This window comes from Pseudomonas sp. MWU12-3088 (assembly GCF_023242405.1).
GTDB classification, from domain to species: domain Bacteria; phylum Pseudomonadota; class Gammaproteobacteria; order Pseudomonadales; family Pseudomonadaceae; genus Aquipseudomonas; species Aquipseudomonas kribbensis.
This window is the reverse complement of sequence record NZ_JALJEA010000006.1, coordinates 374,606-391,152: the sequence shown is the minus strand read 5'-3', so window position 1 is coordinate 391,152 and position 16,547 is coordinate 374,606. Positions and strand designations below refer to the sequence as shown.

Below are 16,547 nucleotides of genomic sequence, written 5' to 3'. Positions count from 1 at the left end.
TTGAAAGAGTGAGCCGGGCGTCGTGATCGCAACCGCTGGGGAAATCCTTCTGAAATGACCGCGCGGTTTTTGGTATGGTGCAGCTCGTTTTTAACGGACTGATGTCTCGCCCACGGATCGGCGCTCATTTTGTCAAAGAGTTGCTGCAGAAATGCCTGAACCAATCCCCATCAAGGATCACGAAAAAGAGACACGCCTGGTCAACAAACGGCTGGTTGCCTGTGCCTTGTTCGTCTTCGCAATAAGCTGTGCGCTCGTGGTGCGCCTGTACATCCTGCAAGTGGTTGAGTTCGACTACCACTCGACCATCTCCGAAAACAACCGTGTCCATGTCCTGCCAATTCCGCCAACACGCGGGCTGATTTACGACCGCAACGGCATACTGTTGGCCGACAACCGTCCCAGTTACAACCTGATCATCACCCGCGAACGTGCCACTGATGTCAATCAGGAGCTGGACGAAGTCATCAGTCTCCTGCACCTGCCCGCCGAAGATCGTTCGGTCTTCGACAAGGCCATGAAGCAGTCGCGTCACCCGTTTACACCGGTGACCCTGTTCTATGAACTGACCGAAGAACAGATTGCCGTGCTGGCAGTCAACGAGTTCCGTTTGCCGGGGCTGGATGTCGAACCGCAGTTCGTTCGTCACTACCCGCTCGGCGCGCACTTCGCTCACTCGATCGGCTATGTCGGTCGCATCAACGAAAAAGAATCCAAGACGCTCGACTCCGTCGAGTACCGCGGCACCCAATCCATCGGCAAGACGGGCGTAGAGCGCTTCTACGAAGCACAACTGCACGGCCATGTCGGTTACGAGGAAGTGGAAACCAACGCTCAGGGCCGCGTACTGCGTGTCCTCAAGCACACCGATCCAGTGCCCGGCAAAAACATCGTCCTGAGCCTCGACGTCAAGCTTCAGGAAGCCGCCGAAGCCGCATTGGGCGATCGTCGCGGTTCAGTGGTCGCACTGGACCCTTCGACTGGCGAAGTGCTGGCCATGGTCAGCAACCCCAGCTTCGACCCGAATCTGTTCGTGACCGGTATCAGCTCCAAGGAATATTCCGCGCTGCGTGACTCCATTGACCGACCGCTGTTCAACCGCGTGCTACGCGGCTTGTACGCGCCCGGTTCGACGATCAAGCCCGAGGTGGCCATTGCCGGGCTCGACGCCGGCGTGGTCACGCCTCAGACCCGCGTCTTCGATCCTGGCTACTACCAGCTGCCGGACTTCGATCACAAGTACCGCAACTGGAACCACAGCGGCGACGGCTGGGTGGACATGGACGCGGCGATCATGCGCTCCAACGACACTTACTTCTACGACCTGGCGCACAAGCTCGGCATCGATCGCCTGCACGACTACATGGCGATGTTCGGCCTCGGCGAGAAAGTCTCGCTCGACATGTTCGAAGAGTCGCCCGGCCTGATGCCCTCCCAGGCCTGGAAGCGCGCCACCCGGCGTCAGGCGTGGTTCCCTGGTGAGACGGTGATTCTCGGCATCGGCCAGGGCTACATGCAGGTCACGCCGCTGCAATTGGCTCAGGCCACCGCGCTGATCGCCAACAAGGGCGTCTGGAATCGTCCGCACCTGGCCAAGACCGTCGACGGTGTGCCGCCTGTGGACGAACACCCGATGCCAAACATCCTGCTCAAGGATCCGCGTGACTGGGATCAGGTCAACCACGGCATGCAGATGGTGATGCACGACGCCCGAGGTATCGCCCGCGCCGCTGCCGCCGGCGCGCAATACCGCATCGCCGGCAAGAGTGGTACGGCGCAGGTGGTGGCGATCAAGCAGGGTGAGCGCTACAACCGCGAGAAAACCCTCGAGCGCCATCGTGACAACGCTTTGTTCGTCGGGTTTGCCCCGGCCGAGCATCCGAAGATCGCGATTTCTGTGATGATCGAGAACGGCGAGGCCGGTGGCCGAGTCGCAGGTCCCGTGGTGCGGCAGATCATGGACGCCTGGCTACTCGACCAGGATGGTCACCTCAAGCCGCAGTACGCGGCGCCGACCAAGGCACCAGGCGATCCTCACGTGTAATCCGCCACAGCTTCACAGCACAGGCTCACGCAAGCTGAGCATGTGCTGGAAGCTGTCGAGGAACACCGTTTCCGCCTGAGTCATCTTCTGTTCGCGATTCCACAGTAGCTGGATATCGAAATCCACCACCCCGTCCTCCGGCGGCAAGCGCCACAGCAAGCCCTGTTCGACATCCCGACGGACCAGGTGAGTCGGCAGACAGCCAATGCCGAACCCTGCACAGATCAAGCGGTAAATCTCTTCGAAACTGGTGGAGGAGGCGACGATCTTGCCGGTAAATCCCTGCTGGTCACGAAACAGCGTCAACGGCGAAAGATTGCCGCCAAGCTGATCGCTGGTGAAGCTGACAAAGTTCTCCGCCGCCAGTTGTTCCAACGTCAGATTCTGCTGTCCGAACAGTCGATGCCGCTGCCCGCAAAAGTACGCATAGCGCTCACGAAAAAGCACCCGTTGCTCCAGTCGGGGCTGTGGCAAGCGACATAAACCGACGCCGACCGTAGCGGTCTTCTGCAGCAGTGAACTGATGATGTTCGAGCTGCCCATCACTTCGACTTCCAGCTCGATTTTCGGGTGAGTTTCGTGGAAGTCCGCAAGAAACTCGTCGTAATGCCGCGCCTGTACACCACTGACGGTGAGGATGCGGATCTTGCCGACAACGTCGTCATGGCGGTTCTCGACCACGGTGCCCAAACGGGAAATATCGCCGTAGATATCCGCCGCAATCCGCAGGACTTCCTCCCCGGTTTCCGTCAGATCAAAGCGCCGTCCGCTGCGCGCAATCAACACACAATCCAGTTGTTCCTCGAGACGTTTCAACGCCTGACTGACCGCCGACTGAGTGATGTGCAATCGCGCAGCGGCGCGGCTCATGCTGCCTTCCTGACCGATCACCAGGTACGTGCGCAGCAGGTTCCAGTCGAGCCGGTCGTTGAGAAAACGTCGGCCGATCCAGGGATTCGAGGAAGAGCTCATGCAGTAGCCACGCTAATAGTAAAGATAAGATTTTGAAAATTGACTAATCCTGTCACGGAGGCGATAAAGCCCACAAGCGCCACAGAGCGCGACCGTCAGCCGCCTCGACACCTGCCCAAAACTATAAATACACAGGGTTCTTGCATGCACACCACCGCTCAGCCGCGTCGCGCCGCGGCCGCTGCCTTCATTGGCACGACCATCGAATTCTACGATTTCTACATCTATGCCACCGCCGCGGCGCTGGTGCTCGGGCAAGTGTTCTTTCCCAGCAGCGACCCGGTGACCAGCACGCTCGCCGCGTTCGGCAGTTTCGCCGTTGGTTTCATCGCCCGCCCGATGGCCGGCATGGTGTTCGGACACCTGGGCGACCGTCTCGGCCGCAAGAAAATGCTGCTGGTGACCATGGCACTGATGGGCCTGGCCACCGCCGGCATCGGTCTGCTGCCGAGTTACGCCAGCGTCGGCATCTGGGCGCCGATCGGTCTGATAACCCTGCGCTTGATTCAGGGCATCTCCGTTGGCGGCGAGTGGGGCGGCGCGGTGCTAATGGCCAGCGAGCACGCCCCGGCCAAACGCAAGACCTTCTACGCCTCGTTCGCCCAGCTCGGCAGCCCGGCGGGTTTGCTGCTGGCACTGATCGCGTTCCGTCTGGTGACGTCGCTGTCGCCGGAAGACTTCCTCGCCTGGGGCTGGCGTCTGCCGTTTCTCGCAAGCGGTGTGCTGATGATGGTCGGCTTGATGATCCGCTCCGGGGTGCATGAATCGCCGGAATTCGCCAAGGCCAAGGACAATAACGAAACCGCCAAATACCCGGTGAAGGACGTGATTCGTCAGTGCTGGCGGCAGATCCTGTTCGCCGCTGCCGCCGTGACTATCGGCTCGGCCGGTTTCTTCTTCACCAACACCTTCATGATCACCTACGTCACCCAATATCAGGGCATTCCACGAGCGACCATTCTCGACTGCCTGTTCCTGGTGACGATCATCCAATTGCTTTCGCAACCGCTGTCGGCGCTGCTCGCCGAGCGCATCGGCGAAGGGCGGTTTCTGATGCTGGTCGCATTGCTGTGCATGGTCACGCCATACCCGATGTTCCTGCTGGTCGGCACTCAAAACATTCTGTTGATGACCCTCGGCATCGCCGTCGCGGTGGTGATCCTCTCCGCGCTGTACGCGGTAATCGCCGGGTACATGACCCAGGCGTTCCCGGTGCACCTGCGCTACTCGGGCATTTCCATCGCTTACCAGTTGAGCTGCGCGGTCGCCGGGGGCACCACGCCACTGATCGGCACGCTGCTGGCCAGCAAGTTTTCCGGGCAATGGCTGCCGTTGGCGGTGTTCTTCACGCTGCTGTCCGCTCTTTCCCTGATCGGTGTCTGTGGCCTCGCGCGTCTACGGGCCCACCCGGTCGTCCTTCACACAAGCAAAGAGGTGTATTCGTGAGTAAGCCCGCCCACATTGACCCGATCGAATGGCAAGCCCGTTGCGAGCTCGCCGCGCTGTATCGCTTGATCGCGCACTTTCGCATGACCGACCTGATCGACACCCACATCACCCTGCGGATTCCGGGGCCGGAGCATCATTTCCTGATCAACCGCTACGGCGTGATCTTCGACCGCATGCGCGCCTCCGATCTGGTGCGCATCGATCAGGACGGGCGCATCGTCGACCCTGAATATGCAGGGCATCGGGTCAATGCCGCCGGCTTCGTGATTCACTCGGCGATCCACATGGCGCGGCCGGATCTGAACTGCGTGATCCACACCCACACCGCCGCCGGCATGGCCGTCGCCGCGCAGAAACAGGGCCTGCTGCCGATCAGTCAGCACGCGCTGAAGTTCTACGGAAAACTTGCTTACCACACCTACGAAGGCATCGCGCTGTCGCTGGATGAGCGCGAGCGTTTGATCGCCGATCTCGGCCCGCATCGCGCGATGATCTTGCGCAATCACGGTTTGCTGGTCGGCGGTTCCGGTGTGGCCCAGGCTTTCCAGGAAATCCACTTTCTGGAGCGTGCCTGTCAGGCTCAAGTGCAGGCGCTGGCTGGCGGTTGCGAGCTGCATTTCCCGTCGCCGGAAGTCTGCGCCCACACCGCCGAACAATTCGACCGCGATGAACAGGACAACATCATCGACCTGGCCTGGGAGGCCGCACTGACCCTGATCGAATCCCAGCGCGAGTCCTATCTGTCATGAACACCGTTGCACTGATGTCCCGTGACACGCTGTTGCTCAAACAGTTGCAGGAAGCGTTTGCCCGCCGCGCGCCGCAGCTCTCGGCGGTACTGGCCGATGATCCCCGGGCGGTGAATGCGCAGATCGCAGCGTGCTGGTTTCCGCTACCGGACAGCCTCGCCGCGTTGCCCAATCTGCAAGTGATTCACTCGGTCGCCGCCGGCATCGATCATCTGGAGCACGACCCGTCGTGCCCGGACCTGCCGGTGTGCCGGGTGGTCGATCCCGGCCACCGTCAAGGGATGACCGAGTACGTGCGCTGGACGGTGATTCACTACCATCGCGGCTTCGATCAAGTCCTTGAGCAACAGCGTCAACAGCATTGGGAGCGACCGCTGCAACGCCCGGCCCATGAGTTCCGGATCGGTGTGATGGGCCTCGGCTCGCTCGGCAGCGCAATCGCCCAAGATCTGGCAACCGCCGGTTACGACGTACGTGGCTGGGCGCGCAGCAGCAAGGATTTGCCGGGCGTGCAAACCTTTGCTGGCAGCGATGCCTTCAACCCGTTTCTCGACGGCGTGGAGTTGCTGATCAACTTGTTGCCGCTGACTCACGAAACACGCGGCATCCTCAATCGCCAGACCTTCGAACGATTGGCCAACGGCGCGGCACTGGTCAATGTTGGCCGCGGCGGGCACCTGAACATCGAGGATCTGCAACAGGCGCTGGCCCGTGGAAAACTGCGCGGGGCATTGCTCGATGTCTTCGAACAGGAACCGCTGCCCGCCGATCATCCACTGTGGAAAACCCCGGGCGTAACGATCACGCCGCACATGGCTTCGGCGGCGTCTCACGATTGCATCGCCGAACAGATCGCCGAGAACTTCCGCCGTTTGAATGCCGGCGAACCATTGCTCAACAGCGCGGATCGGCTGCTCGGTTACTGATCCGCCAGACAGGCCTGCAAACGTTCGATGAACAGTGTCTCGGCGCGACTCATGCGCTGCTCGCGGTTCCACAGCAGATGAATGTCGACATCGGCGATCCCTTCGTGGGGCGGCAGGCGCCAGAGCAATCCGGTCTCTACGTCCGCCGCCACCACGTGCTCTGGCAGGCAGCCGATGCCGAATCCGGCGATTACCAGTCGTCGCACTTCCTCCAGGCTCGGCGATGAGGCGACGATGCGTCCGCTGAAGCCTTGCTGATCACGAAAAATCGTCAGCGGAGAAAGCATTCCGCCAATCTGGTCGCTGGTGAAACTGACGAAATTCTCCCGCTGCAGATCGCCTTCGCCGATGTCCTGTCGGCCGAACAGAGCATGGTGTTTGCCACAGAAAAACGCATAGCGCTGACGCAGGAACAGACGCTGTTCCAGACGCGGTTGCGGGCGGCGATTGAGGCTCAGGCCAAGGGTCGCGGTTTTCTCCTGAAGCGCGCTGACGATGTCCGAACTGCGCATTACATCGACCTCCAGATCCACCCGTGGATACTGCCGGTGAAAGTCGGCGAGGAAGTCATCGAAGCGCTCGGAAAAGATCCGGCTGATGATCAGCAGCCGCACCTTGCCGATCACTTCGTCGGCCGGTTGCTCCAGCAGGCTGCTGACCTGGGACATCTGTCCGTAGATCTCGCCGGCCAGTTCGAAGATCTGCTCGCCGACTTCGGTGAGGGCAAAGCGCGGACCGCGCCGGGCAATCAGTTGGCGACCCAATTGCTCCTCCAGACGTTTCAGCGCCTGGCTCACCGCCGGTTGGGTCAGGTGCAGACGCGCGGCGGCGCGGCTGATGCTCAGCTCCTGGCCGATCACCCGGAAGGTGCGCAACAGGTTCCAGTCGAGGCGGTCGTTGAGCAGGCGCTGGACGTCGCGTTCGGCCATGGGATTCTCGATTATAAGGTTGGTTAATAGTCGGAATAATAAATAGAAAATTGACTAATCATAGCCCCGGAACGATAAATCACCCCCAGACAGGCGCCGTCAGAGCGCCTCGGATTTGCCGTTTCCCTCCTGCCAGAAAAACAATCAAAGGAGCCCGACCCCATGAAGCCCCACGCTTCGAACCAGCCGCGCCGTGCGGCGGCCGCAGCCTTCATCGGCACCATGATCGAGTGGTACGACTTTTACATCTACGCCACCGCCGCCGCGCTGGTGTTCGGCGCGCTGTTCTTTCCTTCCGACGATCCGCTGTTCAGTACCATGGCCGCGTTCGGCACCTTCGCCGTGGGCTTCTTTGCCCGGCCGTTGGGCGGAATCATTTTCGGTCATATCGGCGATCGTATCGGTCGCAAGAAATCCCTGATCATCACGCTGCTGATGATGGGCGTGGTCACGGTGTGCATCGGTCTGTTGCCGACCTACGCGCAGATCGGCGCGGCGGCACCAGTGCTGCTGATTCTGCTGCGCATCGTCCAGGGCATTGCCGTCGGCGGCGAGTGGGGCGGGGCGGTGTTGATGGCCGGTGAGCATGCACCGAAGGGCCGGCGCAATTTTTTCGCGTCGTTTGCGCAATTGGGTAGCCCGGCGGGTTTGATCCTGTCGCTGCTGGCCTTCAGCGCGGTGACCCGTTTGCCGGAAGAAGATTTGATGAGCTGGGGCTGGCGTCTACCGTTCCTCGCCAGTGCGCTGTTGCTGCTGGTGGGCCTGGCGATTCGCCTGGGCGTGAATGAGTCGCCGGAATTCCTCGCCAGCCGCGAGCAGGCCACCAAGCAAATCAAGAAAGAACAGGCGCCGGTCATGGAAGTGCTGCGTACCGCGTGGCGTCCGCTGCTGCTGTGCATCGGCGCCAACACGCTGGGCATCGCCGGGGTGTATTTCACCAACACCTTCATGATCGCCTACACCACTCAGCAACTGGCGCTGCCGCGTTCGCTGATTCTCGAATGCCTGTTCTTTGTCGCGATCATTCAGTTCTGCATTCAGCCGCTGGCGGCGTGGACGGCGGAGAAGATCGGTGCGACGCGTTTCCTGTGCCTGGTGTCGCTGCTGGCGATGGCCTCGCCGTATCCGATGTTTGTGCTGGTCAGCTCGGCCCAGGCGCCGCTGATCATCCTCGGGATCGCCCTGGCGGTGGTGTGCATGGCCTCGTTCTACGCGGTGATCGCCGGTTACGTCAGCGGCATGTTCGAGACCCGCGTGCGCTACACCGCGATCTCCCTGGCCTATCAGATTTGCGGCGCGGTGGCCGGTGGGCTGACGCCGCTGATCGGCACCATGCTGGCGCACAAGTTCACCGGGCAGTGGTGGCCGATGGCGGTCTTCTACAGCCTGATCGCCGGTATCTCGCTGGTCTGCGTACTGTCCCTCGCCCGTCGTCACGCCAGCGCCCATCGCGCGGAAATGGCCCGTGCCTAACCCGGAATTTCAGGAGAACCTCATGTTGAAAATCAATGGCGAACGCCTGTGGGCGAGCCTGATGGCCATGGCCGAAATCGGTGCCACCGCTCGTGGCGGTAGTTGCCGTCTGGCGCTGAGCGACGAAGACAAGGCCGGTCGCGAACTGTTCGCCCACTGGTGCCGCGAAGCCGGCATGACCTTGAGCGTGGACGCGATCGGCAACCTGTTCGCCCGCCGCGCCGGCACCGATCCGGACGCCGCGCCGGTGATGATGGGCAGCCACCTCGACACCCAGCCCGAGGGCGGGCGTTTCGATGGCGTCTACGGCGTGCTCGCCGGACTGGAAGTGGTACGTTGCCTCAACGACCTGAACATCCAGACCCGCAAACCGCTGGAAGTGGCGGTGTGGACCAACGAAGAAGGTGCTCGCTTCACACCGGCCATGTTCGGCTCGGCGGTATTCACCGGGATCATGGATCTAAGTGCTGCGCTGGCTGTTCGTGATGCAAATGGCATCAGCGTTGCCGAGGCCTTGCAGCGGACCGGTTACGCCGGTGAGTGTCCGTTGGGCGGCGCTGTGGACGCGTATTTTGAAGCGCACATCGAGCAGGGCCCGATCCTTGAAGACAACGCCAAAAGCATTGGCGTGGTCACGGGTGGTCAGGCGATCCGCTGGCTCGACGTGCGCGTGGAAGGCATGGCCGCCCACGCCGGCACCACGCCGATGCCGCTGCGCAAAGACGCGCTGTATGGTGTGGCGCGGATGATCCAGGCAATCGAAGGCCTGGCAGCAGATTTTGCGCCGGAAGGCCTGACCACGGTTGGCGAACTGAGCATCAACAAGTCCTCGCGCAATACCATTCCGGGGCTGGTGAATTTCACCGTCGATCTGCGTCATCACCGCGACGATGCCATCGCTGCCATGGAGCAACAGGTTCGTGCCCGGTTGCAGGCCATCGCCGATGGTCGTGGCCTGAACCTGACGATCACCCCGCACTGGATCAGTCCGTCCACGCCGTTCGACGCCGAGTGCGTGGCGGCCGTGCAAGAGGCGGTGGATGCGCTGGGCTACGCTCAGCAGTCGATTGTCAGCGGTGCCGGGCATGACGCGATTCACCTCGCGCGTTACTGCCCGACGGCGATGGTGTTCATTCCGTGCGTCGGTGGCTTGAGCCATAACGAAGCCGAAGATGTGTTGCCCGAAGACGTGAAGCAGGGCACCGATGTGTTGCTCAACGCCGTGCTGGCCCGCGCCGGTCGAATCGAACAAGGAATCTGAAGCATGCGCAGTTTTTTCCACCCCGAACAATTGCTCCACCATCCGCGCAGCTATTACTCGCGCGGGCAGATGCGCACACCGCAGGAAGTCCCGGAGCGCGCCCAGCGTCTGGTGCAGGCGGCCCATGGTCTGGGCTTCCGTGTCGAGCAACCTGCCGACGCCGGCCTCGCACCGTTGCTGGCGGTGCATGGTGCGCCGTATCTGACATTCCTGCAGGAAGCGCATGCGCGCTGGAAAGAAATCCCCGAAGACTGGGGCGACGAGGTGATGTCGAACATCTTCGTTCGCGAGCCCAACGCTTTGCGCGGCATCCTTGCTCAGGCTGCGCGCTATCTGGCGGACGGCAGTTGCCCGGTCGGCGAGCAGACTTGGCGCTCGGCTTACTGGTCGGCGCAATGCGCGGTGGCCGGGGCTCAGGCGCTGATCGATGGCGAGCCGGCGGCCTACGCCTTGTGCCGTCCGCCGGGGCACCACGCCCGGGCCGAAGCGGCGGGTGGTTTCTGCTACGTGAACAACGCGGCGGTGGCGGCGCAGGTACTGCGCGACAAGTTTGAAAAAGTCGCTGTGCTCGACACCGACATGCACCACGGCCAGGGCATCCAGGAAATTTTCTACGACCGCGACGACGTGCTCTACGTCTCGGTGCATGGCGATCCGACCAACTTCTATCCGGGCGTCGCCGGGTTTGCCGATGAACGTGGCAGCGGCGCGGGGGAGGGCTTCAACCTCAACCTGCCGATGGCCCATGGTTCAAGCGAAGCGGATTTCCTCGGGCAACTGGAAGTCGCTTTGAGCGCGGTGCGCGAGTTCGGCGCCGAGGTGCTGGTGCTGTCGCTGGGCTTCGATATCTATGAACTGGACCCGCAAAGCAAAGTCGCTGTCACCCGTGAAGGCTTTGCAACACTGGGTGAGCGGATCCGCAGCCTGGGCCTGCCGTGCCTGATCGTGCAGGAAGGCGGCTATCACCTGGAAAGTCTCGAAGACAACGCCCGGGCGTTTTTCGTGAATGCCGAGGTGTGGCAGCGCTGAGACGATCCACCTGACGAAGCGCCCTGCGGTGCTTGCCATCGCCCTGACGTTAACGTAAACATTGGCGTCAGGGCGCTGAAGTAAAGAAGCGCAAAGCGGACCGCTCCGGAGCGCTTGATGACTCTAATAAAAACAACCGATCCCAAGTCTCACCCCGAAGCCCGGCTGGCCCGGGAAAAACTCCATCTCGAAGGGCAGGTCCCGGATGGCGTGTTGCGTGCGGAGATCGATGCTTCGTGGCGGCGCAGCCTGAGCCACGGCGTGCATTTCAATGGCAAGCATGAGCTGGCGCTGGAATCTAGCGCCAGTCTCGATGTGTTGCTGGCGAGCAATCGCCTGCTGATCGATGCGGCGATACCGGCCATCGATTACCTGGCCGAGCGCCAAGGCAAGGAGGGCCTGATCATCCTCGCCAATTCCGACGCCACCATTCTCGCGGTCGAAGGACGTGCCGACCGGCTCAAGGGCAGCGGTTTGCAGGACATCACCCTCGGCGCCTGCTGGAGCGAAGCCGCTCGCGGCACCAACGCCCTCGGTACGGCGCTGGTGGAAGCGCGGCCCACACTGATCGATTGCGGCGAACATTACCTCGATCGCCTCACCGATTTTTCCTGCACCTCGGTGCCGATCCATTGCCCTCAGGGCGAGATTCTCGGCGTTCTCGACCTGACCCGGGAAGGCCCTCTCGGCCGCGTCCATGACAGCACCGCGCTGCTGAGCATGGCGGTCAGCCAGATAGAGAGCCGGGTGTTCAACAACAGTTTTCCCGATCAGATCGTCCTGGCGTTTCACAGTCGCCGTCAGTATCTCGAATCGCCGTGGCAAGGCCTGTTGGCGGTGAGTCTCGGCGGGCAGATTCTGGCGGTCAGCGCCCAGGCCTGTCAGTTGCTGCGTGCCGAGCGTTCGGCACTGGTCGGCAAGCGTTGCGAAGAGTTTCTCGGGGTCGATGGCGTGCAGTTGCTGACCCGTCTGCAACAGGGCGGCGTCGGCAGTGTGCAGACCGCCAAAGGCGAATTTTTCTATAAGACCCTGCGAGCCCCGGCGCGCTCGGTCAACGTTGGCGGCCCGCCACGCAGCGTGGCGAAAACCGCCAAGGCGCAACCGGATCTGGAAGCACTGGCCGGCAACAACGCCCGTTATGCCCGTGCCTTGCGCATGGCCCGCCAAGGCCTGGCCAATGAGTTGCCGGTGTTGCTGCTCGGCGAAACCGGCACCGGTAAAGAAGTGGTCGCCCGCGCCCTCCACCTGGCCAGCAGCCGCAGCGACAAACCTTTTGTAGCCGTGAACTGCGCGGCAATTCCCGAAGGCCTGATCGAGTCGGAACTGTTCGGCTACCGCGAAGGCGCGTTCACCGGATCGCGCCGTGGCGGGATGATCGGGCGTCTGCAACAAGCCCATGGCGGCACGTTGTTCCTCGATGAGATCGGTGACATGCCGCTGGCCTTGCAGGCGCGTCTGTTGCGGGTTCTGCAGGATCGAAAAGTCGCGCCGCTGGGTGCTGGTGAGGAGCAGGACATCGACGTCGCGCTGATCTGCGCCACCCACCGCGACCTCAAGCGTCAGGTCGAGGACAAGCAGTTTCGTGAGGACCTGTTCTACCGGGTCAACGGCATCAGCGTGATGCTTCCGGCCCTGCGTGAGCGCGATGACTTCGCCGCGCTGATCACCCGTCTGCTGGGCAAACTCGACGCACCGAACGCCGTGCTGCACGACGACCTCAATCGCTTGTTCGCGGGTTATCACTGGCCGGGCAACATCCGCCAACTGGAAATGGTCTTGCGCACCGCGCTGGCCATGCGCGAGACCGGTGAAACCGTGCTGACCCTCGATCACTTGCCCGACAGCATGCTCGACGAACTCTGCGCCACCGAGAAACCCCAGACCGGCAGCATTCGCGAAAACGAACTGGAGATGATCCGCCAGTCCCTCGACACCCATCAGGGCAACGTCTCGGCCGCCGCCGACGCCCTGGGCATCAGCCGCGCGACCCTGTACCGCAAACTCAAACAGTTGCGCTCGTGATGCAGCGCCTGTTCGTGCGGCTGATCGACAGCCACAACCCCGCCGCGCTGCAAGGGGCGTTGCGCTGGCTGTATGGTTTCGTGCGGCCGCAGCGGCTGGCAATTGCCGGCCTGCTCGGTCTGTCGGTGTGCGCCTCGTTGCTGGTGCTGGTGCAGCCGTGGCTGGTCAAGCTGCTGATTGACGACGGGCTGCTGGCGCGCAACTTCCCGATGCTGGTGCTGATCGCGGTGCTGATGATCATCGCCGGTTTGCTCGGCACGGCGTTGTCGGGAATCAACCGTTATCTGCACACGCGGCTGTCCGGGCGGATTCTGTTTGCCCTGCGCGATGACCTTTACCGGCACTTGCAGAAGTTGTCGCCGAGCTTCTACGGCCAGCGGCGGATCGGTGATCTGATGTCGCGGCTCGACGGCGATGTGGCGGAGATCCAGCGCTTCGCCGTGGACTCGCTGTTCTCGGCGGTATCGAGTGTGATCGGCCTGGTGGTCGCAATCGCGATGCTGTTCACGCTGTCGTGGAAACTTTCGTTGCTGGCGCTGGTGCTGATCCCGCTCGATGTGCTGTGGCTGCGCTGGATGCGGCGCAAGGTCGAGCGCGATGTGCGGCAGCTGCGCGAGCGTTCGGCGGACATGTCGTCGTTCATGGTCGAGACCTTGCCGGTGATGAAATTCATCCAGTCCGCTGGTCAGCAACAGCGTGAAGCGCGGCGTCTGGAAAGCCTCGGACAGGGCTACATGAACCAGTTGCTGCGCCTGCAAGTCACCGAGTTTTTCACCCAGGCCGTGCCCGGCACGTTGACGTCGTTGTCCCGCGCCTGCGCGTTTTTGATCGGCGGTTATTGGGTGGTGCAGGGCACCTGGCAGCTGGGTGCGCTGATCGCGTTTTCCACCTATCTGGGAATGGCGGTCGGGCCGGTGCAGAGCCTGTTGGGGTTGTACGTGGCGATCCAGCGCATGACCGTCAGTCTGGGGCGGGTCATGGAGTTGCGTGGTGAGGAACCCACGGTATTTTCACCGGCCACGCCGAAACCGTTTCCCACTTCCGGCGAGCTGCGCTTTGATGCAGTGCACTTCAGCCATCCGGGTCGCCCAAGCACATTGAGCGGCATCGAAGCGACGATTCCCTACGGTCTGAAAGTCGCCTTGAGCGGCGGCTCCGGCGTCGGCAAATCGACGTTGATCGATCTGCTGCAACGGCATCACGATCCGCAGGCCGGGCGGGTGCTGCTCAGCGACGTGGATCTGCGCGAACTCGAACTGTTCGAGTTGCGTCGACGCATTGCCGTGGTCAGTCAGGACATCGTGCTGTTTCGCGGCAGCCTCGCCGACAACCTGGCTTACGCGGTGCCGGACGCCAGCCGCGAAGCCATCGCCGAGGTCGCACGGCTGGCGCAACTCGACAGCCTGATCGCGTCGCTGCCCGAAGGCCTCGACAGCCCATTGGGCGAGCGCGGTCAGCAGTTGTCCGGCGGGCAGAAACAGCGGATCGCGATTGCCCGGGCATTGTTGCAGGACCCGCTGATTCTAGTGCTCGACGAAGCCACATCGGCCGTCGACGAAGCCACCGAGCGCGAGGTGATCGAAGCCATAGACCGTTTGTTTACCGGGCGCACGCGGATCCTCATCAGCCACCGCCCGTCGACCCTGGCCGATGCCGACCTGCGTTTCGAGTTGCTCGACGGTGTACTCATTTCGAAAACGGTGCTGCATGAAGCCTGAATTGCGTATCGGCGTGGTCGACAGCGGGCACTCGGCGGCGCAGCGGGTGCAGGTGATGGCCGGGCGACGGTTCTCATTGCTGGAGGACGGTCTGGCGGAATCGGAGCTGTGCGACGATCAGCTTGGCCATGGCAGCGCGGTGATCGAGGCGATCAGTCGTCGGGCCTCCGCCGCGCAGATGTGTGTGGCTCAGGTGTTCGATCAACGCGGCGTCACCAGCGCCTTGCAGATTTCTGCGGCCATTGACTGGTTGGTGGCGCAGGACGTGCGGCTGATCAATCTGAGCCTTGGCCTGCGGCAGGATCGCAGCCTGTTGCGCCAGGCCTGCGCGGCGGCAGTGGCTCGTGGAGTGTTGCTGTGTGCATCGAGTCCGGCACAGGGGGCGGCGGTGTTTCCGGCCAGTTATCCGCAAGTATTGCGGGTGACCGGCGATGCCCGTTGCACTGACGAACAATGGTCATGGCTCGACAGTGCGCAGGCGGATTTTGCCGCGTGTGTGCATGGCACCTATCCGGGGCAGTCCGGGGCAAGCCTGGGCTGTGCAGCGTTAAGCGGTCACATCGCCGGCTATTTGCTGGAGCACCCGCAGGCGAGCAACGCTGAAGTGATCGATTGGCTAAAACAGCATGCTCGTTATCGCGGCCCTGAACGGCGTTTCGGCCCATGACTGCGATCCTGATTCTCGGTGCCGGGCCGGCTGGCGCGGCGGTGGCGTTGGGGCTGCGACGATTGGGTTACGCCGTGACGCTGGTCAGCGAATGGCGGCGGTTTGCGGCGCTCGAAGGCGTCTCGCAGCGGGTGCTGGAGGCGTTGCGCAGCGCGGGATTGAATCACGGGTTGGCGAACGCTAGGTTGCCGTCCCAGCGACAGGTTTCGTGGAACGGCCAGCAGCATGCGCAGAACATCGAGTGTCTGCTGGATCGCCCGGCCTTTGATCGCGGCTTGCGTGAAGACTTGTGGGTGGCCGGGGTCGAGGTGATTGAAGGGCGAGTCTTGAATGTTCTTTTTTCGTCGGAAGGGCATCAGGTCGAGCTTGATGGCGGCCAGATGCTGACGGCGGATTTCCTGGTGGAGGCTCGGGGACGGCAGGCACCGGCGTCCGGCAAAGGTCTGCGCGGGCCGGAGACGGTCAGCCTGCTCAATCGCTGGCAAGGTGCGTCGGGTGTGACCGCCAGCGCCGTGGAAAGCCTTGAAGACGGCTGGGCGTGGATGGCCCGGCGGGACGACGGCCAATGTTATTGGCAATGGACCGTGGACGTGGCGAGTGCCGGGTTACCGGGCAAGGCGCAGTTGCTCGATCACTGCCGCGCGCGGCGTCAGGCCTCGGATTTTGCTCAAGCGTTCTTTGCTGGCGGCGTGGAGTCAGAGTTGCAACTGCACGCTCGCAGCAGCACGGCGATTCTCGCGCCGCAGGTCTGCGGTGAAAACTGGATTCGCGTCGGCGATGCGGCGATGGCGGTGGACCCGCTGTCCGGCAACGGGATTTTTCAGTCGCTGTCCTCGGCGTTGCAGGCGCCGGTGGTGATCAACACGCTGTTGCGCAAACCCGAACGGGCGGCGTTGGCGCAACGTTTTCACCGGCAGCGTGTGGAGCAGTTGTTCCTGCGCTTTGCGCGGATCGGCCGGGACTTTTATGCCGATGAACAGCGCTGGCTCGAACAGCCGTTTTGGCAAGCACGGCGACAGTGGCCCGACGCTGAAATGGCCCATGCGGCAGCGGATTTTGCCGCGCTGCGCATCGAGCGGATGCCGGTGCTGAATGACGGGTTTGTCGATGAGGCCGAGGTGGTGATCACGGCGGATCAGCCGCTGGGGATCTGGCATGTGCAAGGGGTGGAGCTGGCGCCGCTGGTGCGGCGGTTGCGCGATGAGCCGGCGGATCGGGTGCTGGCGGGGTTGACGTTGGAGCAGGGGCGAGCCGTTCGCGGGTGGCTGTTGGCTCAGGGTTTCAGACCCTGAGCCATGAGCTCAGTCA

The 16,547-nt window shown here is 62.5% G+C and carries 13 protein-coding genes; 11 read left to right on the top strand and 2 right to left on the bottom strand.

What is annotated here, in order from left to right; translation table 11 throughout:
• Positions 1 to 151: 151 nt before the first annotated feature.
• Entirely contained in the window at positions 152 to 2,044 is a 1,893-nt protein-coding gene (gene mrdA / locus M5B98_RS17245; RefSeq protein ID WP_248743379.1) for a penicillin-binding protein 2, read from the top strand.
• A 12-nt stretch (positions 2,045 to 2,056) separates the two neighbouring features.
• Here the strand turns inward: mrdA and M5B98_RS17240 are convergent, their stop codons facing one another.
• On the bottom strand, positions 2,057 to 3,016 hold the full coding sequence (locus M5B98_RS17240) for a LysR family transcriptional regulator (RefSeq protein ID WP_248743378.1): 960 nt from the start codon (positions 3,014 to 3,016) through the stop codon (positions 2,057 to 2,059).
• 144 nt (positions 3,017 to 3,160) lie between these two features.
• Here M5B98_RS17240 and M5B98_RS17235 point away from each other — a divergent pair, with 144 nt between their 5' ends.
• Genes M5B98_RS17235 through M5B98_RS17225 form a run of 3 tightly spaced genes read left to right on the top strand, consistent with a single transcriptional unit; the run spans position 3,161 to position 6,140 of the window.
• Positions 3,161 to 4,462, top strand: coding sequence for an MFS transporter (locus M5B98_RS17235; RefSeq protein ID WP_248743377.1), 1,302 nt, complete (start codon positions 3,161 to 3,163; stop codon positions 4,460 to 4,462).
• Positions 4,459 to 5,214: a class II aldolase/adducin family protein gene (locus tag M5B98_RS17230; RefSeq protein ID WP_011335215.1), complete on the top strand. Its 756-nt coding sequence runs from the start codon at positions 4,459 to 4,461 to the stop codon at positions 5,212 to 5,214. Before M5B98_RS17235 ends, M5B98_RS17230 begins: the two co-directional genes overlap by 4 nt.
• Positions 5,211 to 6,140 carry a 2-hydroxyacid dehydrogenase gene (locus M5B98_RS17225; RefSeq protein ID WP_248743376.1) on the top strand — a complete coding sequence of 310 codons (930 nt, stop codon included), beginning with the start codon at positions 5,211 to 5,213 and terminating at the stop codon, positions 6,138 to 6,140. The genes M5B98_RS17230 and M5B98_RS17225 overlap by 4 nt, the downstream gene beginning before the upstream one ends.
• Here the strand turns inward: M5B98_RS17225 and M5B98_RS17220 are convergent.
• On the bottom strand, positions 6,134 to 7,069 hold the full coding sequence (locus tag M5B98_RS17220) for a LysR family transcriptional regulator (protein WP_248743375.1): 936 nt from the start codon (positions 7,067 to 7,069) through the stop codon (positions 6,134 to 6,136). The genes M5B98_RS17225 and M5B98_RS17220 overlap by 7 nt on opposite strands.
• Positions 7,070 to 7,231: 162 nt before the next feature.
• Here M5B98_RS17220 and M5B98_RS17215 point away from each other — a divergent pair, with 162 nt between their 5' ends.
• From M5B98_RS17215 to M5B98_RS17185, 7 genes are all read left to right on the top strand, one after another.
• Positions 7,232 to 8,542 carry an MFS transporter gene (locus tag M5B98_RS17215; protein ID WP_114884431.1) on the top strand — a complete coding sequence of 437 codons (1,311 nt, stop codon included), beginning with the start codon at positions 7,232 to 7,234 and terminating at the stop codon, positions 8,540 to 8,542.
• Positions 8,543 to 8,564: 22 nt separating this feature from the next.
• Positions 8,565 to 9,803 (top strand): Zn-dependent hydrolase, encoded by a 1,239-nt coding sequence (locus M5B98_RS17210; protein WP_248743374.1) that lies wholly within the window; start codon positions 8,565 to 8,567, stop codon positions 9,801 to 9,803.
• A 3-nt stretch (positions 9,804 to 9,806) separates the two neighbouring features.
• On the top strand, positions 9,807 to 10,832 hold the full coding sequence (locus M5B98_RS17205; RefSeq protein WP_248743373.1) for a histone deacetylase family protein: 1,026 nt from the start codon (positions 9,807 to 9,809) through the stop codon (positions 10,830 to 10,832).
• A 117-nt stretch (positions 10,833 to 10,949) separates the two neighbouring features.
• Positions 10,950 to 12,854 (top strand): sigma-54-dependent Fis family transcriptional regulator, encoded by a 1,905-nt coding sequence (locus tag M5B98_RS17200; RefSeq protein WP_248743372.1) that lies wholly within the window; start codon positions 10,950 to 10,952, stop codon positions 12,852 to 12,854.
• A complete protein-coding gene (locus M5B98_RS17195) occupies positions 12,854 to 14,572 on the top strand; it encodes an ABC transporter ATP-binding protein (RefSeq protein WP_248743371.1) in 1,719 nt (572 codons plus the stop codon). The genes M5B98_RS17200 and M5B98_RS17195 overlap by 1 nt, the downstream gene beginning before the upstream one ends.
• Positions 14,562 to 15,239, top strand: a complete 678-nt coding sequence (locus M5B98_RS17190) for a S8 family serine peptidase (protein ID WP_248743370.1) — start codon at positions 14,562 to 14,564, stop codon at positions 15,237 to 15,239. The genes M5B98_RS17195 and M5B98_RS17190 overlap by 11 nt, the downstream gene beginning before the upstream one ends.
• Positions 15,236 to 16,531 carry an NAD(P)/FAD-dependent oxidoreductase gene (locus tag M5B98_RS17185; protein ID WP_248743369.1) on the top strand — a complete coding sequence of 432 codons (1,296 nt, stop codon included), beginning with the start codon at positions 15,236 to 15,238 and terminating at the stop codon, positions 16,529 to 16,531. The genes M5B98_RS17190 and M5B98_RS17185 overlap by 4 nt, the downstream gene beginning before the upstream one ends.
• Positions 16,532 to 16,547: the final 16 nt, after the last annotated feature.